At 64.6% G+C, this 25,593-nt stretch carries 18 protein-coding genes, 2 tRNA genes and 2 pseudogenes; 12 read left to right on the forward strand and 10 right to left on the reverse strand.

From position 1 onward, the window contains the following. Window positions 1-48: 48 nt before the first annotated feature. The 4 genes and pseudogenes from AB3X96_RS06580 to AB3X96_RS06595 form a co-directional block, all read right to left on the reverse strand. Window positions 49-768, reverse strand: a complete 720-nt coding sequence (locus AB3X96_RS06580) for a FadR/GntR family transcriptional regulator (protein WP_176108728.1) — start codon at window positions 766-768, stop codon at window positions 49-51. Between the two features lie 338 nt (window positions 769-1,106). After that, window positions 1,107-1,667, reverse strand: a complete 561-nt coding sequence (locus AB3X96_RS06585) for a flavin reductase family protein (RefSeq protein ID WP_368589074.1) — start codon at window positions 1,665-1,667, stop codon at window positions 1,107-1,109. 12 nt (window positions 1,668-1,679) lie between these two features. Beyond that, a pseudogene (locus AB3X96_RS06590) lies at window positions 1,680-2,666 on the reverse strand (sugar phosphate nucleotidyltransferase); the annotation flags it as partial. A 75-nt stretch (window positions 2,667-2,741) separates the two neighbouring features. Next, complete coding sequence (locus AB3X96_RS06595; protein WP_368589044.1) at window positions 2,742-4,604, reverse strand: alpha/beta fold hydrolase; 1,863 nt, start codon at window positions 4,602-4,604, stop codon at window positions 2,742-2,744. Window positions 4,605-5,058: 454 nt separating this feature from the next. Here AB3X96_RS06595 and AB3X96_RS06600 point away from each other — a divergent pair, with 454 nt between their 5' ends. Beyond that, window positions 5,059-6,528, forward strand: coding sequence for an oligosaccharide flippase family protein (locus AB3X96_RS06600; RefSeq protein WP_368589045.1), 1,470 nt, complete (start codon window positions 5,059-5,061; stop codon window positions 6,526-6,528). A 9-nt stretch (window positions 6,529-6,537) separates the two neighbouring features. Here the strand turns inward: AB3X96_RS06600 and AB3X96_RS06605 are convergent, their stop codons facing one another. Next, window positions 6,538-7,071, reverse strand: coding sequence for a GNAT family N-acetyltransferase (locus AB3X96_RS06605; protein WP_176108731.1), 534 nt, complete (start codon window positions 7,069-7,071; stop codon window positions 6,538-6,540). Between the two features lie 365 nt (window positions 7,072-7,436). On the opposite strand from AB3X96_RS06605, the gene AB3X96_RS06610 reads away from it, so the two are divergent. The 7 genes from AB3X96_RS06610 (at window position 7,437) to AB3X96_RS06640 (ending at window position 16,581) form a co-directional block, all read left to right on the forward strand. Further along, window positions 7,437-7,688 (forward strand): acyl carrier protein, encoded by a 252-nt coding sequence (locus tag AB3X96_RS06610; protein WP_176119958.1) that lies wholly within the window; start codon window positions 7,437-7,439, stop codon window positions 7,686-7,688. Then, window positions 7,685-8,992, forward strand: a complete 1,308-nt coding sequence (locus AB3X96_RS06615) for an acyl-CoA dehydrogenase family protein (RefSeq protein WP_368589046.1) — start codon at window positions 7,685-7,687, stop codon at window positions 8,990-8,992. Before AB3X96_RS06610 ends, AB3X96_RS06615 begins: the two co-directional genes overlap by 4 nt. Then, the gene (locus AB3X96_RS06620; protein ID WP_368589047.1) at window positions 8,993-10,066 is read left to right on the forward strand and encodes an amino acid--[acyl-carrier-protein] ligase; all 1,074 of its coding nucleotides are present in this window, start codon (window positions 8,993-8,995) and stop codon (window positions 10,064-10,066) included. After that, on the forward strand, window positions 10,063-11,136 hold the full coding sequence (locus tag AB3X96_RS06625; protein WP_368589048.1) for a DUF1839 family protein: 1,074 nt from the start codon (window positions 10,063-10,065) through the stop codon (window positions 11,134-11,136). Before AB3X96_RS06620 ends, AB3X96_RS06625 begins: the two co-directional genes overlap by 4 nt. Window positions 11,137-11,143: 7 nt before the next feature. Continuing rightward, window positions 11,144-13,795: a glycoside hydrolase family 2 protein gene (locus tag AB3X96_RS06630; protein WP_368589049.1), complete on the forward strand. Its 2,652-nt coding sequence runs from the start codon at window positions 11,144-11,146 to the stop codon at window positions 13,793-13,795. 629 nt (window positions 13,796-14,424) lie between these two features. Then, on the forward strand, window positions 14,425-15,159 hold the full coding sequence (locus AB3X96_RS06635; protein ID WP_006048767.1) for a Crp/Fnr family transcriptional regulator: 735 nt from the start codon (window positions 14,425-14,427) through the stop codon (window positions 15,157-15,159). A 36-nt stretch (window positions 15,160-15,195) separates the two neighbouring features. Next, on the forward strand, window positions 15,196-16,581 hold the full coding sequence (locus tag AB3X96_RS06640; RefSeq protein ID WP_368589050.1) for an undecaprenyl-phosphate glucose phosphotransferase: 1,386 nt from the start codon (window positions 15,196-15,198) through the stop codon (window positions 16,579-16,581). 173 nt (window positions 16,582-16,754) lie between these two features. On the opposite strand, the gene AB3X96_RS06645 is transcribed toward AB3X96_RS06640, so the two are convergent. The 3 genes from AB3X96_RS06645 to rpiA all read right to left on the reverse strand — a co-directional run bounded on the left by AB3X96_RS06645 (window position 16,755) and on the right by rpiA (window position 20,030). After that, a complete protein-coding gene (locus AB3X96_RS06645) occupies window positions 16,755-17,177 on the reverse strand; it encodes a type II toxin-antitoxin system HigA family antitoxin (RefSeq protein WP_368589051.1) in 423 nt (140 codons plus the stop codon). Between the two features lie 494 nt (window positions 17,178-17,671). After that, window positions 17,672-18,901 (reverse strand): glycosyltransferase, encoded by a 1,230-nt coding sequence (locus AB3X96_RS06650; RefSeq protein ID WP_368589052.1) that lies wholly within the window; start codon window positions 18,899-18,901, stop codon window positions 17,672-17,674. Window positions 18,902-19,334: 433 nt separating this feature from the next. Next, entirely contained in the window at window positions 19,335-20,030 is a 696-nt protein-coding gene (rpiA, locus tag AB3X96_RS06655; protein WP_176367874.1) for a ribose-5-phosphate isomerase RpiA, read from the reverse strand. Between the two features lie 206 nt (window positions 20,031-20,236). Here rpiA and AB3X96_RS06660 point away from each other — a divergent pair. Next, window positions 20,237-20,843: pseudogene (locus tag AB3X96_RS06660) on the forward strand (RNase A-like domain-containing protein); the annotation flags it as partial. Further along, the gene (locus AB3X96_RS06665; RefSeq protein ID WP_368589053.1) at window positions 20,840-21,154 is read left to right on the forward strand and encodes a contact-dependent growth inhibition system immunity protein; all 315 of its coding nucleotides are present in this window, start codon (window positions 20,840-20,842) and stop codon (window positions 21,152-21,154) included. The pseudogene AB3X96_RS06660 and the gene AB3X96_RS06665, both read left to right, overlap by 4 nt. Before the next feature lie 108 nt (window positions 21,155-21,262). On the opposite strand, the gene rlmB is transcribed toward AB3X96_RS06665, so the two are convergent. Together rlmB and rnr are read right to left on the reverse strand one after the other, a co-directional pair. Then, entirely contained in the window at window positions 21,263-22,006 is a 744-nt protein-coding gene (gene rlmB / locus AB3X96_RS06670; protein ID WP_013089240.1) for a 23S rRNA (guanosine(2251)-2'-O)-methyltransferase RlmB, read from the reverse strand. A gap of 132 nt (window positions 22,007-22,138) precedes the next feature. Further along, complete coding sequence (rnr, locus tag AB3X96_RS06675; protein WP_368589054.1) at window positions 22,139-24,634, reverse strand: ribonuclease R; 2,496 nt, start codon at window positions 24,632-24,634, stop codon at window positions 22,139-22,141. Between the two features lie 422 nt (window positions 24,635-25,056). Here rnr and AB3X96_RS06680 point away from each other — a divergent pair. Together AB3X96_RS06680 and AB3X96_RS06685 are read left to right on the forward strand one after the other, a co-directional pair. After that, window positions 25,057-25,143 (forward strand) — tRNA-Leu (locus AB3X96_RS06680). A gap of 227 nt (window positions 25,144-25,370) precedes the next feature. Further along, window positions 25,371-25,457 (forward strand) — tRNA-Leu (locus AB3X96_RS06685). The last annotated feature ends 136 nt before the right edge of the window (window positions 25,458-25,593 follow it).

Genomic DNA, 25,593 nt, shown 5'->3' on the forward strand with positions numbered 1-25,593 from the left:
GGCCAGGCACTCACGCAGCCAGGCTCAAACCGACGCTTACACCGAGTCTCAAACCCGCGCCGGCGGCTCCGCGGAAAACCGGCCGCCGATCTCCTCGGCCGAGTAATCGATCATCGCCAGCGAGGCGATCTCGGCCTCCTTCGGATCGCGCCGCTCGATCGCTTCGACGACGCGCTGATGCGACGCGATCGCGCCCTCCCACACCCCGGTCCGGTCATGCACGATCGGGGTGACGGTCGACAGCGCGCCGCGAATGATCGCGGCCATCTGCTTGAAGAACTGGTTGCCGCTCGCGATCACGATACGCGTGTGGAACAGCTCGTCGGCTTCCTGATAGGCGGGCTCGCCCGGACGGATCACGCGAAACGCCTCGAACGCCTCGCGAATCGCCGCGACATCCGCGGCACTGCCGCGTGCGGCCGCCTGCGCCGCAGCGCGCGGTTCGATCAGGATGCGAAACTCGATCACGTCACGCAGAAACATCGGATCGGGCTTCGCGCGAAAACGCCAGTTGACGACGTCCTCGTCGATCATGCGCCAATCGCTCATAGGCCGGATGCGCGTGCCGATCTTCGGGCGCACGTCGAGCATGTCGCGCGCGAGCAGCATCGATAGCGCCTCGCGCATCACGGTGCGGCTCACGTCGAATTCCTTCGACAGCACATCCTGCGGCGGCAGAATCGCGCCGTACTTTTCCTCGACGATGCCGCTGACGAGCCCGTCCATCACTTTGCTCACCAGCGAGCGATCCTTGTTTGCGTGTTCCATGACATATCCCCGAAGCGGTGTTGACCCCGCGTGGCCTGTTGATGAAGGGCCCGTACGTATCTGCTATGCAAATAGGATCGTTTTCCGATACGTTGCTAGCTTCGAAACGGATGCGCCAGTTGGGACACTTCCTGACAGGGTTATCCCTCTGAAGATTTGTTTCGTTCGTGTAACGCAATCTGTTCCGCCAGGCTCAAAGCTCGCCCGTCAAAGCGTGCCTGCGTTACCCGGTTTAATTAGTGCGCATTCGCACGTTGGCGTGACGAAATTGTCTGATTTGCACGGACGTGGTCCGGCGATTGCGTGCTCGGGCGAACCAACATGCGATGGCAATCGCATCACGCCGAATCCTCGTTCGACGCGCTCGCCACCGACGCATAGCGGCCGCCGAAAAACAGCAGCGGCGCGTGCTCGTCGAGCGAGAACACCAGCACTTCGCCGACGAACAGCGTATGGTCGCCGCACGGATGGCGGTCCACCACGCGCGCGGCGAAGCGCGCGGCCGCGTGCTCGAGCAGCACGACGCCGGCAAGGCCGTCGACCGCAGCGAAGCGCGGTGCGCAAGTCGGCGTGAGACGGCTTTGCGCCTCGCCCGCGAAATGGCGGCTGTGCGACTCCTGCGCCTCCGACAGCACGCTGACGCCGAATAGCTCGGCATCCATCAGCCGTGCATGCATGCGCGCACGATGCCCGACCGACACGACGATCAGCGGCGGCTTCAGCGACCCCGACATGAACGCGTTGGCGGTCATCGCGTGAAGGCTGTCGCCGCTGCCGGTCGAGATCACCACCACGCCGGTTGCGAAGCGCCCGAGCGCATGACGAAAGCGCCGCTCGTCGAATGACAGCGACCGCGCTTCATCGGCTGGCTTATCGGCTCGAGCTGCATTGACGCGCATGGGCGCGCCGACGTCCGGCCAGCCCTCGCCGAGCGGTACCGTCACGCCGAGAAGACGCGCGTCGGTACCGATGCGCTCCATCACCGCATGGTCGACCGAGTCGGACGGACACGCGGCGAACGCGTCGCGCGCGAGATGCACCGCGCCGGCATCGTCGATGCTCGCGCCCGCCAATGCGTCCTTGCAGGACGCCGCGATCAGCGGACGGCACAAGCCGATCGCGTCGAGCCATACCGACGCGCGCACCACGAACATGCCGCAGTTCCACCAGTACTCGCCCGCTGCGAAGTAGCGCTCGGCAAGCTCGGCATCGGGCTTCTCGACAAAGCGCTCGATCGTCCGCGCGCCCCGGTTGCCCACGGGCGCGTCGGTGCGGATATAGCTGTAGCCGGTCGCCGCGCGCTGCGGTGGGACCCCGAACGCGACGATCGCGCCGCGCGAGGCATGCGCGAGCGCCTCGTTGAGCGCCGCACCGAATGCAGTGTGATCGACGCTCGGATGATCGGTGGGCAGCACGACCAGGATCGGATCGTCGCCAGCCACAGCCGACGCGCGCGCGGCGAGCGCCGCGACGCTCAACGCCGGCGCGGTGTTGCGCGCCATCGGTTCGAGCAGCAAGCGCGCAGGCTTGCGGTACCGCCGCTCGACTCGCTCTAGCGCAGGCAGCCGCGGTTCGTCGCGGCAGACCACCAGCGGCGGGGCGGACGGCCCGGTACGGGCCGCGTCGTGCGCGGCCGAGTCGAATGCATCGTCGAGCCAACGCAGCGTCGCTTCGAGCAGCGAGCGGTCGTCCATCGGACCGGCCAGTTGCTTCGAATTGCGTTCGCGCGACAGCGGCCACGGCCTCGTACCGGAGTCGCCCACGAGAATCACCGGTTGCACGGTCAGTTCGTGAAGCGCGGCGGCGGCGCGAGCCCCCGTCGCCAGCGGATTACCTGGCTCTACTATTCGGTTCATTTGCGATCCTCTCGAATCCAACTCCTGTTCACCGGCCGGCATGACGCCAGCAGGTGCCTCGTGGTCGCAATCGTTTCTGGTCGTACGCGCGTGCCCCTCTGTCCGCCGCGTGTTCCCCTATGCTTCTCCGAACGGACGCAACGCCCCCCGGCCGCGATGCTCATCGTGTTCCGGGTGCTGCCTGTGCAGTTCGCCGTCGAGCGCGGCGCTGTCGGGCTGACGCAGCTTCGTGAAGCCGCCGCGATAGACGTTCTCGACGTAGGACATGATGTTTTCCTGCGCCACCGACGACAGGATCGCGTGATCGGTGTGCTTGCAAAAGGCCACGTGAATGCGCGTGAAGCGCGCGAGCCGCGTGCCGCGCGCACCGAAGTAGCGCTCGAGCTCCTCGACGCCTTCGTCGAGCACACCGAACACCAGGTGCGTGTCGACGCCCCGCGCATCGAGGTTGGCGAACAGATGCCGCTCATCCCGCGCGCCGAGTTCGAGGCCGCACAACCGCTCGATCCGGTCGGCCAGCGTTTCGCCGGTCTTCGCGAGCTGCCGTACCACCAGCTCGCGCACGAGGCCCCAGCCGCCCGTCTTGCCCTTGAGCACGCGCAGCCATTTGCCCGGCTGCTTCATCGAGCGCATGTAGTTGCGCGTCGACCCGAACGCGGACACCGGGATCATCGGCTCGCCGTGTTCGTCGCAGACGTTGTGCCATCTGAACTTCTGTACGTTGACGATCACCGCGCCCACCACCGCGGGTTCCCGCATCGCGGCATGCAGGCCGGTATAGGCGCCCGAGCAGATGCCGACCGGCACCGCGCCCGCATGACCGCGCGCGACGAGCCAGCGCGCTGCGCATGCGGCGTCGGCGGCGCTCGATTGCGAGTACAGCGCGTCGAGGCTCAGCGTGTCGCACGACGGCATGCTGTCGCCGACACCGCCGACGTCGATGCGCAGCGAAGCGATCCCCTGGCGGGCAAGACGCCGCGCGAAATGCACGCCGAAACGGCCGTTGCCGATCCGCGACACCGCGCCGGTATTGAGCAGCAGCACCGCCGGCGCGTGCGCCGCCGCGGCGCCGTCGGGCCGGCAGTAGATGCCGAACACCTTGCCGTCGTTCAGCCATACCGGCGTCTCGTGCAGCGTCGGCGCGACATAGTGGCCGCCCGCCGGCTCTTCGCCTCGCTCGGGCACGCGCGCCACCGCCGGGCTGGTTCGCGTGCTGCCCGCGAGCAGCCAGTTCTCGATTGTCTCGAACGCGGCGTGCGGTATTTCGCTTTCGAGCGGCTCCATCATGAAGCGGCCGTATTCGTCGAACGGGTGACGCTCGAGCTCGACGCCATGTTCACTGTAATGCGCGGCGAGGGCACCGGTGCGCACGGGGTTCAGTGAATCGAGCAGCAGCACGCGCGCGGCCGGCCGGCTCGTCGCGCGATACAGATCCGCCGTGTGCAGGCTCTCCAGCGTGTCGCGATACATGCGGAAGCCGTACGCTTCGACGAACTCGTCGGTATCGGGCTCGACCACGCAATCCATCGCGGCCGGATCGTTCAACCATTGCCGGTAATGCGCGCGCAATTCGCGCTGATAGGTCTTGCCCGACAGCACCGGCGACATCAGCACGAGACCGTGCACGTCGCCGAGTTCCTGCGCGGCAAGCGCGGCCAGCATGCCGCCAAGACGCAGACCGCACAAGCTGACCCGCTCGACACCGGTCGCCGCGCGCAGCTGCGCGACCGCCTGTTTGACGCTGTCGATCCACGCGCGCCACAGGCCGGCGTCGGTCGGATCGCCGGCCGAATCGCCGCTCGCCGGGTAGTCGAAGCGCAGCACCGGTATGCCGCGGGCGGCGAGGCGCTCGGCGAGCCGGCGCATGCCGCGATACGTGCACAGCGTGTCATAGCCAAACGGGGAACACATCACAACGCCATCCGGGCCGTGGGCTGAATGCAACCAGCCGAAGTTGCCGTCGAAGACGATGGGTCTCACTGTCCGCTCCTTACGTTTTCTTCCTTTTCATGTGATTACAACAAAGGCGCTGTCGCCCATATGTGCGTCCCGCCACATTGGTTTGGGCTCCGAATCGAGCTGGGCTCGCGTGTGTCGATGAGCATGCTGTGCAGTGCAGCATGCCCCGCGCACGGACCGAAACGCGGCTTATCGCGTCGTTCATGCGCTGTATCGAATGCCGGCGGCTGCGGTGCGCGTGCCACGAGCATCAGGTGAAGGAGAAGGTGCGGGCGCGCCCGCGCGCGACGCCAAGGCTCGTGGCCAACCACCACGCGACCCTATGACGATTGCCATTTAACTCCCTACGATCGCGGCCATCTGTACGGCCACCCACACAGTCACGCGGCGCCTGGGGGCAAGATGCAAGACCTGCGACGGCGCCGACGGGAAAGTCATACGATAGGCTCGCCCGTCACCGGCCGGACAAGGGACCATGGAACGAAGCATCGTCAGGAACATCTTCATCAACTTTGCCGGAGCCGTCGCGCCGACGTTCGTGTCCCTCGTGACCGTGCCGGCCTACATTCATCTGCTGGGCGCCGAGCGCTATGGGGTGATCAATCTGGTGTGGGCGCTGATCGGCTACTTCAGCGTCCTCGATCTGGGCACCAGCCTCGCGACGGAAAACCAGATCGCCAAGGCGCGCGCGACCAACGACGATTCGATCGAACCGATTTTCTGGAGCGCGTGGTTCATGAATCTCGGCACCGGCATCATCGGCGGTGCGCTGATTTATGCCGGCACCATCGTCTACATCACCTACGGCGTGAAAATCGAGCCGGCGTTCCAGCGCGAAGTGATGGCGAGCCTGCCGTGGATCGCGGTGGCGGTGCCGATCGCCAACGTCACTTGGGTATTCGCGGGCGCGATTACCGGCGTCGAATGCTTCGCGAGCTACAACATCAACCAGATGCTCGGCACCGCGCTGTTCCAGCTGCTGCCGATCGCGGCGATCTTCTGCTTTTCGCCGTCGCTGGCGTTCGTGATTCCGGCCGCGGTGATCGCGCGCTTCATCGCCGGCCTGATGCTCGGCGTGGCCGCCATTCGCGCGCTCGGCATTCGCCGGATGCGGCTGCCGCAATGGCGCCTGATGATCGGGCTGTTCCGCTACGGCCGTTGGCTGCTGATGTTTTCCGGCGCCAACATGATTGCCTCGACCCTCGACCGCGTGTTCGTCGGCGGACTGCTCGGCGCGCGCTTCGTCACCTACTACGCGACGCCGCAAAACCTGATCAATCGATTGAACCTGCTGCCGCTCGCGATGGTGCGCACGCTCTTTCCGCGTCTGTCGGCCGCGTCGCGCGAGGATGCGGACGCGCTCGCGCACCACGCGCTCGCGTTTCTCAATGGCGCTTTTACGCCGTGCGTGATCGTCGCGCTGTTCGCCTTGAAGCCGTTCCTGCTGCTGTGGCTCGGTCCGCAGCTTGCCGCCTCGGCGCCGGTCGCGAGCGTGCTGATCGTCGGCGTGTGGCTGAGCGGCCAGTCGAGCATCCTCGGCAGCCTGTTGCAGGCGCAGACCCATCCCGCGGCGGTCGCAAGCGTCAGCTGGCTTCAGTTGCCGTTCTTCACCGGCGCATTGTGGTGCGGCATCCACTGGTTCGGCATCATGGGCGCGGCGGTCGTCGTCGTGCTGAAGGCGCTGTTCGATTACTCGGTGTTGCTCGCCTTCTCACGGCTGCATGCGTGGACGATCGTGCGCAACATGCTCGCGCATCTGGCGTTTCTGCTCGTCGCGCTCGCGCTCGCGGATTCGATCAACGCGCTGCTGCTGGCGATCGTCGCTGCGCTCGCGTTGAGCGCAGCGAACTTCGGCATATCGCTGCGCGGGTCCAGCGAATTGCGCGCCGCGCTTTACCGGCTCTGGCTGCGTCTCGTGCCGTCGTCCGGACGGGCACGAGGCTGAGCCCCGGCATCACAACAGTTCGAATGTGTTCGCGAACGATGCGCCGGCGCGCTCGCGCCGCCGCTGCCCGAAGCGCGCCTGAGCGCCACGCACCTGACGCGTGAGACCGATGTACGGCATTCCATGTTCGAGATACGGCCCCTCCGTTTTGCGAAAGCCGAACTGCTCGTAGAACCCGCGCAAGCCAAGCGGCGCACTCACGCGCGTGGCGCGGCCCGGCCAGCGTTCGGCGACCGCTTCGAGCACGCGCTCGATCAGCATCTCGGCGGTGCCGTCGCCGCGCCGCAGCGGACTCGTCAGCACCTTGTCGATCGTCACTTCCGGATCTTCCGAATCGCCGGGCTGCACCCGCGCATAGGCGAGCACCGGCATTGGACGTGCCATGTCGTCGACCGCGAACACATGCAAAGCGTGCTCGTCGCGACCGTCCGCGTCGAGGCACACATGCGACTGCTCGACGACGAATACCGCACTGCGCGCACGCAGCACGACATACAACTCACGTGCAGATAGCTGATCGAACTCCAGCGTTTTCCAGTTCATCACGCCCCCGGCGGTCAAAATACCTGGCGAAACCGGCGATGCCTGCCGTGCGCGACGGCCGGCCGATCCATGACGGTCCCTCATCATCGACTACACGGTAGCCTGCGCGAAAGACGTGCTTCCGTGCGCCATCGCACTGACGCTCGGGGTTGCCGATTCTTAAATACGAGCCAACGAAGCGCAGTCTCACCACGTGCCCCGGTATCGCAGATGGCTTCACACAGCCCGCCTGCATCACCGCACCGCACCATCGCGCACACACTGCGGTCTTCGCACCGCACGAACCTACCTACGAAAATCAGGCGCCCACGATCATTCGATCCCGGCACCCATCGGCAGGCCTTTGACATAAGGGGGAGCACTGCATGAAAACCGCATTGAGACGCATCCTTTCAGAATCCGCACGCCTGGATGTCCCGGTGGAAAACCTCGCCGACGACGCCGACCTCTATGCTGCCGGACTCTCATCGCTCGCGACCGTGCATCTGATGCTTGCCATGGAAGACGAATTCAACGTCGAAATTCCTGACCGTATGCTGACGCGCCGCCTGTTCTCGAGCATCGACTCGATGGCCGCCGCGATGACGGAGTTGCTGCAGGCCAAGGCGGCAGCATGAGCGCGCCGCTGCTGGATCAGGCCGCCGCGGCGGCCTGCGGGGCGGCCGCGAACTCGACTACCGACGCACGGACTGGCGCTGGCGAGAGCCCCGCCACCGGGGCGCTGACCGCGCTCGACAGCGGTCCCGAATGGCGTGCTGCAGCGCATCGGTGCGCGGCGATCGCCGCGCAATACGCGGACGCTGTCGACCGTGACGCGCGCTTTCCGGTCGAGGCGTTCGACGCGCTGAAGGCCGAGCGTTTGTTATCGGCGATGGTGCCGACCGCCTACGGTGGCGCGGGCCTGTCGCTTGCCGATATCGGCGCGATCTGCGAAACGCTCGCCCAGGGCTGTGCATCGACGGCGATGATCTATGCGATGCATCAGATTCAGGTCGCGTGCATCGACTCTCATCGCGCCAATTCGGCCTGGCAAGCGACCCTGCTCGCGCAACTGGCCGAGCAGCAATGGCTGCTCGCGTCGGCGACATCGGAAGAGACGATCGGCGGCAACATGCGTACGAGCGCGTGCTCGGTCGAACTCGATGGCGCGCGTTTCCGGATCGAGAAGCTAGCACCGACGATCTCGTACGGCGCGCACGCCGACGGCATCCTCGTGACCGCTCGGCGCACCGCCGAAGCGGCCGCGTCCGACCAGGTGCTGATCGTCGCGCTGCGCGCCGAAACGCAGCTCGAGCGACGCGGCGGCTGGGACGCGATGGGCATGCGCGGCACCTGCAGCGAGGGCTTCCGGCTCGTCGCGACGGGACTCGCCGAACAGATTCTTGCGACGCCGTTCGCCGACATCGCCGATCAGACCATGCTGCCCGTGTCGCACACGCTGTGGGCGTCGGTGTGGACCGGCATCGCGATCGACGCGGTCAATCGCGCGAAAGCGTTCTTCCGCGCGCAGGCGCGCGCGAAGCCCGGCACCATGCCGCCGGCGGGCCTGCGGCTAGCCGAAGCCGTCGGGCTGCTGCAGATGATGCAGGCGCGTCTGTCGGTTGCACTGGAGGCTGCGCGCGCCGCGCATCAGGCGCGCGAGGGCGCGATCCAGGCGGACGCCCCGCTCGCGGCGATGCTCGGTTTCGCGTCGGACATGAACACGCTGAAGACCAGCATTTCGAGCACCGCGCTGCAGGTCGTACAGGAAGTACTGATGATCTGCGGCATGGCGGGCTACAAAAACGGCACACCTTATAGCGTCGGCCGCCATCTGCGCGACCTGCACTCGGCGCCCTTGATGATCAATAACGACCGTATCGCGCAGAACACCGCGAGTCTGCTGCTCGCGCAACGTCCTGCCGCGCCGGGGAGACCCTGAATGAAGCTGATGACCGATACCGCCGCTGCTGCCACTGCCGCGGCGGCCTCCACCACCGACGTGGGGCCTTCGCTCACGCTGCGCGACGAGATGCTGGCAGCCGGCCTGCTGATCGACACCGGCGAAAACGGACTGTATGGCCGCAGCCAGATTTTCGAGGACGTGATCGATCGATTGAACGTGGCGATTACGCATCTCGGCAAAGATCAGCAAGCCGAAGTACTGCGTTTTCCGCCCGCGATGCGCCGCACCGACTTCGAGGACAGCGAGTACCTGAAGAGCTTTCCGAATCTCGCGGGCACCATCCATGCGTTCTGCGGCGACGACATGGGCCATCACCGTCTGCTGCGCGCGCTCGACGAGGCGATGGCCGACAGCGACGACGACCGCGGCGACGCGTGGCTAGCGCAACAGAAACCGACCCGCGTCGTGCTGACGCCGGCCGCCTGCTATCCGATCTATCCGGTGATGGCGCGGCGCGGCCCCCTGCCCGCCGGCGGCCGCACGATCGACGTGCTGTCGTACTGCTTCCGCCATGAGCCGTCGCTAGATCCGGGCCGGATGCAAATGTTCCGTCAACGCGAATACGTGCGTCTCGGCAGCCCCGAGCAGGTGATGGCGTTCCGGCAGATGTGGATCGAGCGCGGCTCGTTGCTCGTGAAGCTGCTGGGCTTGCCCGTCGAAGTCGATCTTGCGAACGATCCGTTCTTCGGCCGCGGCGGCAAGATCGTCGCCGATAGCCAGCGCGCGCAGGCGCTCAAGTTCGAGTTGCTGATCGCGGTCGCCGATCCGCGCGGCAAGACGGCCTGCCTGTCGTTCAACTATCACATGGACCACTTCGGTGCGATCTGGAAGATCGCCTGCGACGACGGCACGACCGCGCATACGGGTTGTGTCGGCTTCGGCATGGAACGCATCACGCTCGCGCTGTTCCGTCATCATGGGCTCGACGTCGACGCGTGGCCCGACGACGTGCGCGCGCTGCTGTGGGGCGATACCGGGAGCCGCGTCGCGGATGCGCTGCAGGCGGCGCAATCTATGCAAACCGCAGCCGTCGCTGGAGAGCGCGCATGAACTCATCGCCGACTTCGGCGCTTGCCGGCTCGCTCGCCAACTCGTCGCTGCCGCGACGCGCAGGCGATCAGCCGACGCATCAGGCGACCCACGCGGCGCCGCGTGCCGGCACGCAGTTGCGCGAGCACGTAGCGCACGCGCTGCATCAGGGCGAACGCGTGTGGCAGGAGACCAACTGCTACGTCGATCTGTGGATCGAGCTGCTGCACGGCTTCGGGCTCGACCCGCGCGCGGCGCTCGCGTTCACGGTCACGCAGGACTTCGAAGGCGATCAGTTCACGTTCTTCAAGTTTCCGCTCGATGATCTCGAACGGCTGTATGGCACCCAGGTGCAGGAGCTCGCGATCTACGATTCGCTCGAAGAACGCGTGCTCGCGCAGACATTGCGCGGCCACACCGTGCTGGTCGAAGTCGACGGCTACTACCTGCCCGATACGCGCGCGACCTCATATCGCAGCGAGCATCCGAAGACCACCATCGGCATCGACTTCGTCGATACCGCCGCGCGCCGCCTCGGCTATTTCCACAACACCGGCTACCACCAGCTCGAAGGCGACGACTACGACGGCGTGTTTCGCAAGCTGCCGCATTTCACCGGCCAGCCCGATCTGCTGTTTCCGTACGTCGAGTTCGCCAAGCAGGCGCGGCCCGCGCTCGAAGGCACCGCGCTCGCGGAGGCGTCGGCGGAACTGCTGTGCGCGCATCTGGAGCGGCGTCCATTGAGCAATCCGATTTCGCAATGGCGTGCCGCGTTTCCCGCGCATCTCGATACGCTGTTCGAGCGCGACGAGGCGTACTTCCATTTGTACTCGTTCAATCTGATGCGGCAGCTCGGTGCGAACTTCGAGTTTCTGTCGAAGTATCTGCAGTGGCTGTCCGCGCAAGGCTTCGAGATGCCGCCGACAATACCGGCCGCCGCGCAGTGCATCGCGTCGGAATCGATGGTGATGCAGTTCCGGCTGATTCGCGCGATCGCGCGGGGTCGCCGCGATAGCTGCGAAGACTGCTTCGACGTGCTTGAAAGCGCCTATGAACAAACGCTGCCGCCGCTAGCCGCTCTGGTGCGCTAATGCGTTGATGCGCGTGCCTCGCGCCGCGCAGTTTTTCCGGGAATTGACCGTGGATGTATCGACACTCGATCCGGCGGCTGACGAGGGCGGCGCCGGCCGTCCGCGCGCGGACGGCGCGCTCTCCCTATGGCCACGACGGCTCGACACCGGCTGGGCTTGTCTGAGCACCCCACCCAACGCCTATGCATCACCGGCCGATCTGCCCGCGCAAGGCTGGCTCGCCGCGCCCGTGCCCGGCACCGTCGCGAGCGCGCGGCGCGCCGCCGGTCTGCTCGATGTCGATCACCCGCCACCGCTCGCGTTCGACGATCACTGGTATCGCGTCACGCTGATCGGCACCGGTCGGCGCCGCCTGCGCTTTCATGGACTCGCGACGCTCGCGCAAGTGTGGCTCGACGATGTGAAGCGGCTCGATTGCGCATCGATGTTCATCGCCCATGATGTGGATATCGAACTGAATGGCCGTGCGACGCTCGTGCTGTGCTTTCGCTCGCTGACGCCGGCGCTGGCGGCCAAACGCTCGCGTGCGCGCTGGCGGCCACGCCTCGTGTCGCCGCCGACGCTTCGCAACGTGCGCACCACGCTGCTCGGCCATATGCCCGGCTGGTGTCCGTCGATCCAGGCGGTCGGGCCGTGGCGTCCAGTCGAGATGCTCGGCGACGCGCCGCATGCATTCGACACGATTGATCTGACGAGCCGGCTCGAGCATGACGATGGGGTTGTTTCGTTGACGTTACGTTTCGTACACCCCCACGACGTCGCCGCCTGCCGCGCGACACTTGCGTGCGGCAACCATGTTTCGTGTTTGCAATGGCACGATGCATATACACTCACCGGCGACGTGCGCGTGCCCGATGTGAAACGCTGGTGGCCGCACACGCACGGAGAGCCCGCTTTATATCCTCTGACGTTGCAACTCGCCGACGGCAACGTGATCAGCCAATCTCTGGGCTCGATCGGCTTTCGTCGTATCGAAGTGGATCGCGGCGCCGATGCTGCGGGCTTTACCTTGCGCGTGAATGAGGTGCCCGTGTTCTGTCGCGGCGCGTGCTGGACCAGCGCCGATCTCGTCACGCTAGGAGGCACCGAAGCGCAATTGCGCCATACGTTCGAGCTCGCGCGCGCCGCCGGCATGAACATGCTGCGCGTCGGCGGCACGATGCTCTATGAATCAGATCTGTTTTATGCGCTCGCCGATGAGTACGGCCTGCTGATCTGGCAGGACTTCGCGTTGGCGAATTTCGACTACCCGAACGATGCCGCATTCAGCGCACTGATCGAGCGCGAAGCGAGCCAGTTCCTGACCCGCACGCGTCGCTTCGCGTCGCTCGCGGTGCTATGCGGGGGCAGCGAGGTCGATCAGCAGGCGGCGATGTTGGGACTGCCCGCGGCGCGGCGCGCGCAACCGTTGTTTACCGAGCTGCTGCCCGCGCTCGTCGCGCGCGAACGCGCGGACGTGCCCTATGTCAGCAATTCGCCATCGGGCGGCGCGTGGCCGTTTTCGACTAACGAGGGCGTCACGCACTACTACGGCGTCGGCGCGTATCAGCGGCCGCTCGCCGACGTGCGGCGCGCGCAGGTGCGCTTCGCCGCCGAATGCCTGGCATTCGCCAACGTACCCGACGACGCGACGCTGCACGACGCGCTCGGCACGATCCACACGCACGACCCGCGCTGGAAAGCCGCCGTGCCGCGCGACGCCGGCGCAGGCTGGGATTTCGACGACGTGCGCGATCATTATCTGCAGGCGCTTTACGGCGTCGAGCCGGCGCGCTTGCGCTATGAAGACACGGCGCGCTATCTGGATCTGTCGCGCGCGGTGGTTGCCGATCTGATCAGCGACGTGTTCGCCGAGTGGCGGCGCGCGGGCTCACCGTGCGGCGGCGGCCTCGTGTGGCAGTTGCAGGACCTGCGCGCGGGCGCGGGCTGGGGCGTGATCGACGCGACGGGACGGCCGAAAAGCGCGCTGCACGGCTTCGCGCAGACACTGCAGCCGTTGCAGGTCACGCTGACCGACGAAGGCCTGAACGGCCTTGATATCCATCTGATCAACGAGCGCGCGCAAACGTTTAGCGGCGAACTCGAACTGGTCTGTCTGCGCGACGGCAGCGTGAAGGTCACGTCCGCGCGCAGCGCGCTGACGCTTGCGCCGCGCAGCCTGCAACGCATCAACGCGGCCACGCTGCTCGGCCAGTTCTTCGATCTGACGCATGCGTACCGCTTCGGCCCGCGCGCGCACGATGTCACGATTGCAACGTTATACGATGCCGAGAGCGGCGAGATCGTGTCCGAGGCGTTTCATCTGCCCGAGCGTAGCGTGCACGCAAGAGATGACCTCGGTATGACCGTTCAGGTCGAACGTCGTGGCGACGGCAACGGCTGGCAGCTCGCGATCGAAACGAAGCGCTTTGCGCGCTTCGTTCATATCATTGACCCGCACTATCGCGCGACGCGCGACTGGTTCCATCTCGCGCCGCACCGGCGCTGTGTCGTGCCGCTGCTTCCGCTCGAACCGCTGTTGCCGACCGCGTTCGCCGCGTCGCCGCAAGAAGTCGTTGCTCCTGCATCAAACGCGGCCTTTAAAGTGGATGAAACAAGCGCGGCGCCCCAAGGGGAAGTCCGCGCGACCAATGCGCTTTCCGCCATCTTTTACGGCTAGTGGTGGTTCCGAACTAGTCGCAGGCCCGCGAGGCGCGCCAGAGCCCGCTTCGCACCTCTCGAACTGTCTGCTCCGCGCAGTCACTGTTGGCTCGAACGCGACTGTTAGGGGCTCTGAAAGGCTTCGCGTGCGACAGCGTACGCACTTCATTTAACACTTCTGAATCATTTCCGACACTTCAGGTCGAGCGCTTCAAAACGTGCATGCGGCGCCAGGTTCAAATCTGAGACAGCTTCGACAGCCCGCCTGTTTTTGGCCGCGAAGCCTTTGATATCAAGGGATTCCCCGAAACCCAAAGCTTTCATACGATGCATTCCCCATCCGGAGGGGGTGTGCAGAACTGAAACAAAAAGCCGCTTTTCCCCTCCCGACGCACTCCGGGTTTGTTCGCTGCGCCGCATCAGCACACGTTTTCCCTGATGTTGGCACGGTCCTCGCTATTACCTTCACGCAACAGAGTGCCACCGCACACGAGCGCAACAACAGAGGCGGTGGCAGACAGGCCTATAACGGGGCCGATGCTGGTCGTCCTAGCTGCCCGCCGGGCAGCCCTGTCCCGAGGATGCGGGCATCGGATCAAATAAACGGAGAGAGTCGCGCGCGGCGCGGCTTTCATGCGAGGACCGATCATGTTGACACTTCAATCCGATTTGCACGGTAACCATCTGCTGGGCGCATTGCCTTCGCACGAATGGCAAGCGCTGGCCCCCCACCTGGAACTGGTTCATCTGCGCACCGAGCAGCTGCTGTGCGACTCGGGTCAACGGATCCATCATGTTTACTTCCCCACCACCGCGATCATCTCGATGCTCTCGACGATGGAAGACGGCAGCTCCGTCGAGATCGCCGCGGTCGGCCGCGAAGGCATGACCGGCGTGCCGGTCCTGACGGGCGGCGAAACCATGCCCAACCGCGTGCAGGTGCAATGCGCGGGCTTCGCCTACCGGATGAGCGCGCAGGCGCTCAAGCAGCAGTTCGCGCGGTCCGACTTTCTGCGCCGCCTGATGCTGCTGTATATGCACGCGCTTCTGACCCAGGTCGCGCAGACCGCCGCGTGCAACCGCCATCACGCGCTCAACAAGCAACTGTGCCGCTGGCTGCTGATCGAAGTGGATCGCGTCGCGTCGAACGATCTGACCGTCACGCAGCAGCTGATCGCCGACATGCTCGGCGTGCGCCGCGAAGGCATCACCGAAGCGGCCGGCAAGCTGCACGACGAAGGCCTGATCCATCATAGCCGCGGTCATATCAAGGTGCTCGACCGCAAGGGCCTCGAAGCCCGCGCGTGCGAATGCTACGGCCTCGTGAAACGCGAATTCGATCGTCTGCTGCCGCGCCTGCGCCAGGCGGAGACTGTCGAATAAGCGGGACGCCGTTCGATGACCGGGGTCGATTTGCCTATGTTTAGGGCTACTTCTCGATGTCTCGACGTGCTCTTCGTGATTGCAGGCGGTCTGCTAGCCCACTCGATCCGCTTTCCCGCGCCAATCGCGTTAGGCGATACCGAGCGCCTTCTGATTGCGTTCAACTGTGTGCTGGTTCTGCTGCTGTTTCCGGGCTTCGGCGCCTATGAGACGTGGCGCGGCAACGCGCTCGCGCCAGTGCTCGCGAGAATCGCCGCCGCGTGGGTCGTGGTGGTCGCGACCTCGCTCGTGCTCGCGTTCACGCTGCATCGGATGGATGCGGTGTCGCGCCTATGGTTCGGATATTCGACGCTGATCTCCGGCGCGCTGATCATTGCGACCCGCTGCATCATGCACGTGGTGCTGCGCTTCGTGCGCCGCCGCGGGATGAACGCGCGCACCGTCGCGATCGTCGGCGCACCGGGCTTTGCGCGCACGCTGCTCGCGCATCTCGAGCATGCGCCGCAAGCGGGCTTCAAGCCGGTGTGCGTGTTCGACACTAGCGTGGCAGGCCGCGACGCGTATGGCGCGCGTCTGGCCCGCCTGCCCGTGCTGACCGATCTGGAAGCGTTCGCGACGAAGGTGCGCGACGAACGCGTCAACGAAGTGTGGCTCGCGTTGCCACTTTGCGAAGAACACACGATCTACCGCTTCACGCGCACCTTCAGACACGACTTCGTCAATCTGCGCTTCATTCCCGACGTGCGCGGTCTGTCGCTGTTCAATCACGCGATCGTCGATGTCGTCGGTTTGCCGACGCTGAATCTGAGCGCGACGCCGTTCTCGCCGCCGCAGATGTGGCCCAAGCTGATGTTCGACCGCCTGTTCGCCGCGCTAGCGCTGTTCGCACTCGCGCCGGTGTTCGTCGTGCTCGCGATCGGCATCAAGCTCACGTCGCCGGGACCCGTGTTTTTCCGGCAGATCCGCAAGGGCGTCGATGGTCAGCCGTTCTGCATCTACAAGTTCCGCTCGATGACCGTGCACCGGGAAGAGCACGGCCAGATCACGCAGGCGACCCGCAACGACTCGCGCGTGACGAAGCTCGGCAGCTTCATGCGCCGCACGAGTCTCGACGAGCTGCCGCAGTTTCTGAACGTGCTGCTCGGTCAGATGTCGGTGGTGGGTCCGCGCCCGCATGCGATCGAACACGATGATCTGTACAAAGACCAGGTGTACGGCTACATGCACCGCTACCGCATCAAGCCCGGCATCACCGGCTGGGCCCAGGTCAACGGCTATCGCGGCGCGACCGCCAAGGTCGAGAAGATGGAAGCGCGCGTCAAATTCGATCTCTTCTATATCCAGAACTGGTCGTTCTGGTTCGACATCAAGATCGTCTTCATCACGGTTTTCAAGGGCTTCGTCGGCCGCAACGCGTTCTGATCATGCGATCGAGCGGATCGCTTCCGAGAGTGCCGGTCATCGTGCCGGCGCCGCGGCGCGCTGCAAATGGAAACGCCAACTCCGGCGGCCCGATCGACAGCCGCCATCGTTGACGCAAGACAAAGAGCCGCGACGGACTCCGTCATGGACGGACCCGCCGCGCGACACCGCCGCTACAGGAACTGGCTGACGTCGGTCTGAAACCGTACCGCGAGCGCCTTGGCGACTTTCTTGCTGATCGCGCGGCGCCCCGCGAGAATATCGCTGACCACGGTCGGCGACGCGATGCCGGCCAGATCCTTCTGCTTGAGACCATGCGTGGCCAGCAAATGGCGCAGGACCTCGCGCGGCTCCGCTTTTGGAATCGCCAGGTTGCGCGCTTGCCAGTGACCGACCAGCTCCTTCACGATCGCGTGCAGATCCGCGAGTGGATCGTTTTCGTCGCCACTTAGATGATCGGACAGCGAGTTTGCGATGCGCACCATCTGGTGATAATCCTCTTCGGTGCGAATCGGCGTGATCGGCAACTGGCTCTTAAGCGCAGCCCAGGTTGCGGCAATGTCGGGAAAAGGTCCCGGAAGGCGATCGGCATTCATGAGTTTAAATTCGTCCTCGTCCAAAAGCCGTCGGCGCGTTAATCAGTGACGCGCGAATGACGACTGCCTGTTGTAGTGAATCGCCGTGGCACGCCGAATTGCCAGCACTGCGAACTTCGCAGTGAGGTGATTCAGCGGTCACGATAGCGAACGTCTGCTTCAGGTCGTTATGGCCACGCGAGGCATGCCGCGCCAGCGAATATCTCGCCCGTAGCGCGTGGCGCGCACCCCGATGTCGTTTTTTGAAGTCCAGTCCTGCTTGCTTGACAATGGCCGGCCGCGGCTCGCCTTGCACGCGCGGTGCGTTTCGCGCGATACGCGATACGCACTGCCGACACAAAGCGCGAAGCGGACGCGCCCACACCAATAGCCGCCCGGACGCGTTGGTCAGAACGGCTCGTTACTGCCTGTTGCGAAATCACTGCATGACGACGAAAACCCTTCCTTCTCCTATCGAAAACTCCACGAGGCGAGAACAGCGAAAAACCCTCACCTCATTGCCTCCACCTGCTTTTCGGCGCCGTGTCGCTGGCGATGCCGAGTTCCCGGGTCGCGAGATCGGACTCCGCCCACGTCACCTGCTCCCCCAGTTCCGCCGCCGGCAGACCCTGAGCGACCGCCGCAATCGTGCGCGTAACCTCGGCCATGAACGCTCGCCGGAACACCTGAGACGAAAACCGTTCGGCATTCGCGCGGCAGGCCGCCGGCGTGATGTACGCGCCCAGCCGCTCGAAGCGGTTGACCGCCTCGAGCAGCGACACCGCCGTCTGACGCGCGAAGAAAACGCCGGTCGGATGCGGGTCGCCGACCGGCACGACCGTTTCGAGCGCCCCGCCCTTGGCGAACGCAATGACCGGCGTGCCGCAGGCCTGCGCTTCGAGCGGCACGATGCCGAAATCTTCCTCGGCGGCGAACACGAAGGCTCGCGCGCGCGCCAGATAATCCTTCAGTAGGCCAAATGGCTGATAACCGAGGACCGTCACGTTCGGTCCGGCTTTCGCGCGAATCGACGCCATCTGCGGCCCATCGCCGATCACGATCAGCTTGCGCTGCGGCGTCGCGTTGAACGTCTCGACGATCAGATCGATGCGTTGATGCGGCACCATCCGCGACACGCTCAGATAGAAATCGTCTTTCTCGGCGCGCAGTTCGAATTCGTTCACGTCGACGGGCGGCGGAATCACTGCGGCATCGCGCCGATAGGTTTTCAGCATGCGCCGCGCGACCGATTGCGAATTCGCGATCAGACGATCGACACCATTCGTCGACTGCGCGTCCCAGCCGCGCAGATAATGCAGCAACACCCGCGCGGCCCACGACTTCGGTCCGCGCAGCAGATTCGCGTCGCGCAGATACTGATGCTGCAGATCCCACGCATAGCGCATCAGCGAATGCACGTAGCTGATGTGCGTCTGATGTGGGCCGACCAGTACGCCCTTCGCGACCGCGCAAGAACTGCTTATGATCAGGTCATAGTTCGACAGATCGAACCGTTCGACGGCAAGCGGCATCAACGGCAAATAGGCGCGATACCGGGTGCGCGCAAACGGCAGGCGTTGTATGAACGACGTGGTGACCGGCTTACCGGCTAGCGGCGTGCGATCTTCGAGAAAATCGACGACGCTGAAAACATCGGCGTCGGGAAAGCACTCGATGATCTGCCCGAGCACTTTCTCGGCGCCGCCGGGAGCGACCAGCCAATCGTGCACGATCGCCACTTTCATATTCCGCCCTATCTGTCACGAAACGCCACCTGGCCTTAGAGAAGAGTGTATGTGCCACGTTTCTGACTGTGCGTGCGCGTGCACACATTCGACGTGCGACAGTTCGCGAGTAATTCGCAGAGTCCGTTTGCGTCTGCAAAATCACGGCTTGATTGCTGAGGTTTCGTCCGTGCACCACGGCTGACGTTTTCGTCGTCACCTCTTCTTGCTAGTCCTGGCCACGCGTTGCGATCGGAGCGCTGCGCGGACGAATGGCACCTGACGTGGCGGGCATCGCGCGCGGCTAGCATCGACGGCGAATGGTCTGCGCGCGGGCCCAGGCATTTTCCGCCAGGTGTGCGCGATCGCCGCCGCGGTGGGCGAGCGCAATAAAAAACGCGTGTGAACCGCTGGAACGGTTCACACGCGTCAGAGCGAACAGAAATGCAGTCGCTTAATTCTGGCCGTACGTGATCGTTTGCACGCCGGTGTCGGTGCCGAGCAGGCACAGATTCGCGCCGCGGCCCGCGAACAGGCCGACCGTGACGACGCCGGGCCATGCGTTGATATGCGCCTCGAGCGTGCGCGGGTCGCTGATGCTCAAGCCCTTTACGTCGATGATCTCGTTGCCGTTGTCGGTGATGAACGGCGCGCCTTCTTTCGTCACGCGCACGACGGGCACGCCGCCGAGCGCCGTCACGCGACGGCCGATCGCGGTACGCGCCATCGGCACGACTTCGATCGGCAGCGGGAACTTGCCGAGCGTCTCCACGACCTTGCTCGCATCCGCGATGCAGACGAATACTTCCGACACCGACGCGACGATCTTCTCGCGCGTGAGAGCGCCGCCGCCGCCCTTGATCATCGCACCGCTGCGATCGATTTCGTCGGCGCCGTCGACGTACACCGGCAGCGAGTCGATCTCGTTCAGGTCGAGCACCTTGAAGCCGTGCGATTGCAGCCGCGCGGTGGTGGCGAGCGAACTCGACACCGCGCCGCGATAGCGGGATTTGGTGGCGGCCAGCGCGTCGATGAAGCAGTTCGCGGTGGAGCCCGTGCCGACGCCGATCACCGAGCCTTGCGGCACGTTGGCGTTCACGTAATCGGCGGCGGCCTGGCCGACCAGTTGCTTGAGTTCGTCTTGAGTCATGGGAGAGGCGGGAAAAGCGTGAAAAACCGATAGTTTACCGGAGTGGCGGAGGGAGGGTTCGGTTTGGGCGCGCTTTGTGCCGTGTAGCCCGCTGATTTGCCGGACAGCTTTTCACATATTGAGTCACAAGAATCATCCATCGCCCATATCGAACCGCTGTGGTGCTTGCTAGTTTTTGGGCCCGCAAGACCACAGAGGATTCTGGAATGTCGCAGGAAAACAATGGAGATGGCGTGCGTGTGGTGCTCAGCGCGCCGCAATTGGCCGCCGTATTGACGCGCGGATCCATCAGCCAGGCTGAGATGCTGTCCAACCGGCTCTGGGGCGGCCTGCCGGTCGCCGCAGGCGTAGCGGAGATGGTCGGAGCGGCAGCGCTATGCGTGCTGCCTGAACCGACGATGGCAAGCAAGGCCGGCTGCGTGGTGTTCGGCGTGCACGGCTCGGACACGGCGGCGGCTGGTCTGCGTCAGATGCTGACGGGCGAGGACACCGCCACGCTAACGCAGCGGAGCGCGACGAGGCTCGCCGAGTCGCTGAAAGCCCGCCCGGACGTGGCTAATCAGATTGGCGTGTCGATCGATATCGCGGTGCCGTTCGGACTCATCGGCTCGATCAGAGCCCGCGCGCGTCGCGCGGACTACGATGGGGCGGATTCGTCTGCATGCGCATGAGGCCAAAGCCGGTAGCCGGATCGGCGGGCATACGATACTGAAGCATGTGGGGAGGACTGAGGCGCAGTTGCGCGAGAGGCTGCGATTGGAATCGGAGAGAAGAGTAGTATCGTCGTTTCCGGACTTGGCGGCCGCGGAATGGACATCGTACTTACTGAAATGATCGACGAAACATCGTACCCACAATTCTATGCATTGTTTGGCGGCTATCTCAATCAGGACTCGGACCTTTGGGGAGAGACTCTGGAGGAGATAGTCTCCTGCTTCAAGAGAGACAGTTCGCCCGAAGAGCTCCGGGATACGTTGGCCGAAATAGAGAAATTCAGGCAGGAAGCAGGTGAAAAACTGGATGAAAAATTCGATGAGGCGTGTGGATATGATTTCGATCCCGTTTTATGGGGATATACAACCAGCACCTTCTTCGATGAATTAGCGAGAATTCTCACTACGTAACCTGTTGCGTGAATAGCCAATCCCTTGCACGCAAAACAAAGCGCCCGAAACCACCACCGCGTTCCGGGCGCCATCAATCGACCAACAACAAGAACGACGACAGAAGAACTACTTCTTCACCGCCCGCTGCCGCACCGCTTCAAACAGACACACCCCGCTGGCCACGGACACATTCAAACTCTCCACCGTCCCCGCCATCGGAATGTTCATGACGACGTCGCAGGTTTCACGCGTCAGACGCCGCATGCCCTCGCCTTCCGCGCCCATCACGAGCGCCACCGGCCCGTCGAGTTCCGTTTCGTAGACGCTTTTCTGCGCGTCGCCGGCCGTGCCGACCACCCAGACGCCCGCATCCTTCAGTTCGCGCAGCGCGCGCGCCAGATTCGTGACCGTGATGTACGGCACCGTGTCGGCCGCGCCGCTCGCGACCTTCGCGGCAGTCGCGTTCAGTCCCACCGCGCGATCGCGCGGCGCGATCACCGCATGCGCGCCGGCCGCGTCGGCGACGCGCAGGCAGGCGCCGAGATTGTGCGGATCGGTCACGCCGTCGAGCACGAGAATCAGTGGCGAACCGCTGATCCCGTCGAGCAGTTCGGCGAGGTTCTGCGCGAGCGGCAGATCGCCCGCGCGTGCGACCACGCCTTGATGGCGCTCGGTGCGCGCGAGACCCCACAGACGGGTTTCGTCGGCGGCGATCAGACGCACGCCCGCGTCCTTCGCGGCCTGCAGGAATTCGGTCATACGACGGTCCTTGCGCGTCGCGTCGTAATAGACATCCTCGACCGTCGACGCATCGTGCCGGATACGCGCGGTCACTGCGTGGAAACCGTATAAAACCTTATGACGTGCCATGACTGAACAACCTTTGATTGGACGCGCATTCAACGCGCGCCACTGTGATGAAGATGAAACCAAAAGGCAGACCGCGCGCAACCGGCACGCGTTCACGTGCCCGCTGCGCGCGGTCCCGGCGCTGTGAAAGCCTCAGCGCTTCTTGCGTGCCTGCTTCGACGCCGCCTTGCTCGCGACGCCATGCTTCCTCGCCGCGCCGCGCGCGGCGCGCGCTTCCTTGACCGCCACGCTCTGCGCGGGCGCGGCTTTCTTGCGCCGCGGCCCCGGCACCGACGCGCCGCTTTCCGCCGACGGCAACACGCGCACTCGCGGCCCAGCGCCGTCACCCTTGTCCGCCGCCATACCGCGCGCCGCAGGCGGCTTGATCGGCGTATCGCGCACGAGACGGAAGTCGATCTTGCGTGCGTCGAGATCGACGCGGCTCACCTGCACGCGCACACGATCCGACAGCCGGTAGCGAATGCCGGTGCGCTCGCCGCGCAGCTCGTTCCTGATCTCGTCGTACTGGAAGTAGTCCGAGCCGAGTTCGGTCACATGCACGAGACCTTCGATGAACAGCGAATCGAGCTGCACGAAGATGCCAAACGACGTGACGCCGTTGACCATGCCGCCATACTCTTCGCCGAGCTTGTCGCGCATGAAATAGCACTTGAGCCACGCTTCGACGTCGCGCGATGCTTCGTCCGCGCGGCGCTCGTTGGCCGAGCAGTGCAGCCCGAGTTCTTCCCAGATCGCCACGTTGTTCGTGCGAGCGCGGGCACCGCGCTTTTCCTCGTCGGCCTGCTGCATCGCGCGGGCGCGCGGCGACAGCGCCGTATTGAGCTCGACGCCGTGCGGCGGCTGCGGCTGATACTTGCGGCCTTGCAGGATCGCGTAGATCGCGCGATGCGTGAGCAGGTCCGGATAGCGACGAATCGGGCTCGTGAAGTGAGCGTAGGCCTCGTAGGCGAGACCGAAGTGGCCGATGTTGTCGGGGCTGTAGACCGCCTGCTGCATCGAGCGCAGCAGCATCGTCTGCAGCATCGAGGCGTCGGGCCGGTCGCGGATCTGCGCCATCAGTGCGGCGTAGTCGCTCGCGTGCGGCGTGTCGCCGCCGCCGAGCGTCAGGCCCATGCCGCGCAGGAACGTGCGCAGGTTCTCGAGCTTTTCCGCGCTCGGACCCGCATGCACGCGGAACAGGCCCGGGTGTTTGTTGCGCTTCAGGAAATCCGCCGCGCACACGTTCGCGGCCAGCATGCATTCCTCGATCAGCTTGTGCGCGTCGTTGCGCGTGCGCGGCACGATCTGCTCGATCTTGCCCTGCGCGTTGCAGACGATGTACGTCTCCGTCGTATCGAAGTCGATCGCGCCGCGCTTCTGGCGCGCCGCGAACAGCGCCTTGTAGACGCCATACAGATTCTGCAGTTGCGGCAGCAATGCGGCGCGGCGGGTCGCTTCCGGACCCTTGGTGTTTGTCAGCACCGCGGCGACTTCGGTGTACGTGAGCCGCGCGGCCGAATGCATGACGCCCGGATAGAACTGATACGCCTTCACGTCGCCACGCGCGGTGACGATCATGTCGCACACGAGCACGCAGCGGTCGACTTGCGGATTCAGCGAGCACAGTCCGTTCGACAGCTTCTCCGGCAGCATCGGGATCACGCGGCGCGGGAAATACACCGACGTGCTGCGCTCGATCGCGTCGGTGTCGAGCCCGCTTTGCGGCAGCACGTAATGCGACACGTCCGCGATCGCGACGATCAGGCGGAAGCCGTCGCCGCGGCCCACCTTGACCGGCTCGCAATAGACGGCGTCGTCGAAGTCGCGCGCGTCCTCGCCGTCGATCGTGACGAGCGGCACGTCGCGCAGATCGACGCGATGGCGGATGTCGGCCGGGCGCACTTCGTCGGGCAGCTTGGCCGCTTCGCCGAGCGCGGCCTCGCTGAATTCGTGCGGCACGCCGTACTTGCGCACCGCGATTTCGATTTCCATGCCGGGGTCGTCGATATCGCCGAGCACTTCGACCACGCGGCCGAGCGGCTGCGAATGACGGCTCGGGAAATCGGTCAGCTCGACCACCACGACCTGGCCGACCTTCGCCTTGCGGGTGTTCTGCGTGATCAGGATGTCGTGGCCGATGCGCTTGTCTTCGGGCGCGACGATCAGCGCGCCGTTCTCGTTGAGCAGACGCCCGATCACGCGCTTGTTCGCGCGGTCCGTGACCTCGACGATGTGCCCTTCGGGCCGCCCACGCCGGTCATAGCCGACGATGCGCGCGAGCACGCGGTCGTTGTGCATGACCTTCTGCATCTCGCCGTTGGGCAGGAACAGGTCGTCCTGGCCGTCGTCGCGAATCAAGAAACCGTAGCCGTCGCGATGGCCCTGCACGCGGCCCGCGACGAAGTTCGACGGATGAGTCAGTTGATAGAGATTGCGCTGATCGAGCCGGATCTGGCCGTCGCGCTCCATCGCGCCGAGACGCTTGAAAAATCCTTCGCGCTCCTGGCGCTTGATCGACAGGGCTTCGGCGATGTCGTTCGCGGCAAGCGGCGTTTCACTCGTGCGCAGCACGCCGAGGATTTCTTCGCGGCTTGGAATCGGATACGGAAATTTGCTCAAGGGCTTGTCGATGATTTTTTCTCGTTGCATGGACGTCGGTCGGCGATGTGGTCCGGCCTGGAAGGCGTTTGCTTAATGCGCGCAGTTGCGCTCGGCTGCATCTGTAAGGCGGCTGCGCTGCCTCGGTCATTACACCTGCTGCTTGCTGCTCTTCTGCTCGACTGCTCTACTGCGATTAGCACAGGAAACTGCCTGGGTTCGGCTCGTTCAACGCGAGGCCGACGCGCGTCTGGCTGATCGCATGTCGACACTCGCGTCGCGACACCGGATGTGCATCGTGCCAACGAACTACTGCGAGGCATTCTAACACCCGTGTCGGGCGCCACGCGGGCCTGCGCCGGTGGTTCGGACGCGTCGTGCGCCGGCTCGCCGCGAGGTTCAAACGCGTTCGGCAAATCGCTTGACAGGTCGGAATCGGTCGCTATAATGGCGGTCTTTGCAGTTCATCACCTGCCCAGGTGGCGAAATTGGTAGACGCACTAGGTTCAGGTCCTAGCGGTGGCAACACTGTGGAGGTTCGAGTCCTCTCTTGGGCACCAGATTCGAAAGTAGAGCCGCCTTCTGGCGGCTCTCTTTTTTGTGTAAGGCCTGGCAATCGAAATCGCTGTTCCTATTTCGATTGCCGGATCAGCAGGACGGTGGTTCGGTAGCGGTTGCATCACTTCGCTGCGCGTTCAACCCGGCGGATGAGAAAAGCAAGTTTGTGTGAAGCAGAGATTGACAAACTTAATCATCTTGCTAAAATAGCGGTCTAGCTTGAAGACGTGCCCAGGTGGCGGAATTGGTAGACGCACTAGGTTCAGGTCCTAGCGGTGGCAACACCGTGGAGGTTCGAGTCCTCTCCTGGGCACCAACAGTTGTTCCGGCGAAAGCTGAAGTAGTCCGAGAAACCCCGTAAGATCAAGGTCTTACGGGGTTTTTTGTTTCCGCTGGCAACCGCCATATACCGGCGGCATCAGCGATTTTTGCGTATACTCTTGCGTATACAC

It is taken from the genome of Paraburkholderia sp. BR13439, from assembly GCF_040948805.1.
Classification (GTDB): Bacteria; Pseudomonadota; Gammaproteobacteria; order Burkholderiales; family Burkholderiaceae; genus Paraburkholderia; species Paraburkholderia youngii.

What these genes read in the sequence shown, in the direction of transcription:
- AB3X96_RS06580 (WP_176108728.1), bottom strand. Translation starts at nt 768, where the DNA reads ATGGAACACGCAAACAAGGATCGCTCGCTGGTGAGCAAAGTGATGGAC.
- AB3X96_RS06585 (WP_368589074.1), bottom strand. Translation starts at nt 1,667, where the DNA reads ATGCGCGTCAATGCAGCTCGAGCCGATAAGCCAGCCGATGAAGCGCGG.
- AB3X96_RS06600 (WP_368589045.1), top strand. Translation starts at nt 5,059, where the DNA reads ATGGAACGAAGCATCGTCAGGAACATCTTCATCAACTTTGCCGGAGCC.
- AB3X96_RS06605 (WP_176108731.1), bottom strand. Translation starts at nt 7,071, where the DNA reads ATGAACTGGAAAACGCTGGAGTTCGATCAGCTATCTGCACGTGAGTTG.
- AB3X96_RS06610 (WP_176119958.1), top strand. Translation starts at nt 7,437, where the DNA reads ATGAAAACCGCATTGAGACGCATCCTTTCAGAATCCGCACGCCTGGAT.
- AB3X96_RS06615 (WP_368589046.1), top strand. Translation starts at nt 7,685, where the DNA reads ATGAGCGCGCCGCTGCTGGATCAGGCCGCCGCGGCGGCCTGCGGGGCG.
- AB3X96_RS06620 (WP_368589047.1), top strand. Translation starts at nt 8,993, where the DNA reads ATGAAGCTGATGACCGATACCGCCGCTGCTGCCACTGCCGCGGCGGCC.
- AB3X96_RS06625 (WP_368589048.1), top strand. Translation starts at nt 10,063, where the DNA reads ATGAACTCATCGCCGACTTCGGCGCTTGCCGGCTCGCTCGCCAACTCG.
- AB3X96_RS06630 (WP_368589049.1), top strand. Translation starts at nt 11,144, where the DNA reads ATGCGCGTGCCTCGCGCCGCGCAGTTTTTCCGGGAATTGACCGTGGAT.
- AB3X96_RS06635 (WP_006048767.1), top strand. Translation starts at nt 14,425, where the DNA reads ATGTTGACACTTCAATCCGATTTGCACGGTAACCATCTGCTGGGCGCA.
- AB3X96_RS06640 (WP_368589050.1), top strand. Translation starts at nt 15,196, where the DNA reads ATGTTTAGGGCTACTTCTCGATGTCTCGACGTGCTCTTCGTGATTGCA.
- AB3X96_RS06645 (WP_368589051.1), bottom strand. Translation starts at nt 17,177, where the DNA reads ATGAATGCCGATCGCCTTCCGGGACCTTTTCCCGACATTGCCGCAACC.
- AB3X96_RS06650 (WP_368589052.1), bottom strand. Translation starts at nt 18,901, where the DNA reads ATGAAAGTGGCGATCGTGCACGATTGGCTGGTCGCTCCCGGCGGCGCC.
- rpiA (WP_176367874.1), bottom strand. Translation starts at nt 20,030, where the DNA reads ATGACTCAAGACGAACTCAAGCAACTGGTCGGCCAGGCCGCCGCCGAT.
- AB3X96_RS06665 (WP_368589053.1), top strand. Translation starts at nt 20,840, where the DNA reads ATGGACATCGTACTTACTGAAATGATCGACGAAACATCGTACCCACAA.
- rlmB (WP_013089240.1), bottom strand. Translation starts at nt 22,006, where the DNA reads ATGGCACGTCATAAGGTTTTATACGGTTTCCACGCAGTGACCGCGCGT.
- rnr (WP_368589054.1), bottom strand. Translation starts at nt 24,634, where the DNA reads ATGCAACGAGAAAAAATCATCGACAAGCCCTTGAGCAAATTTCCGTAT.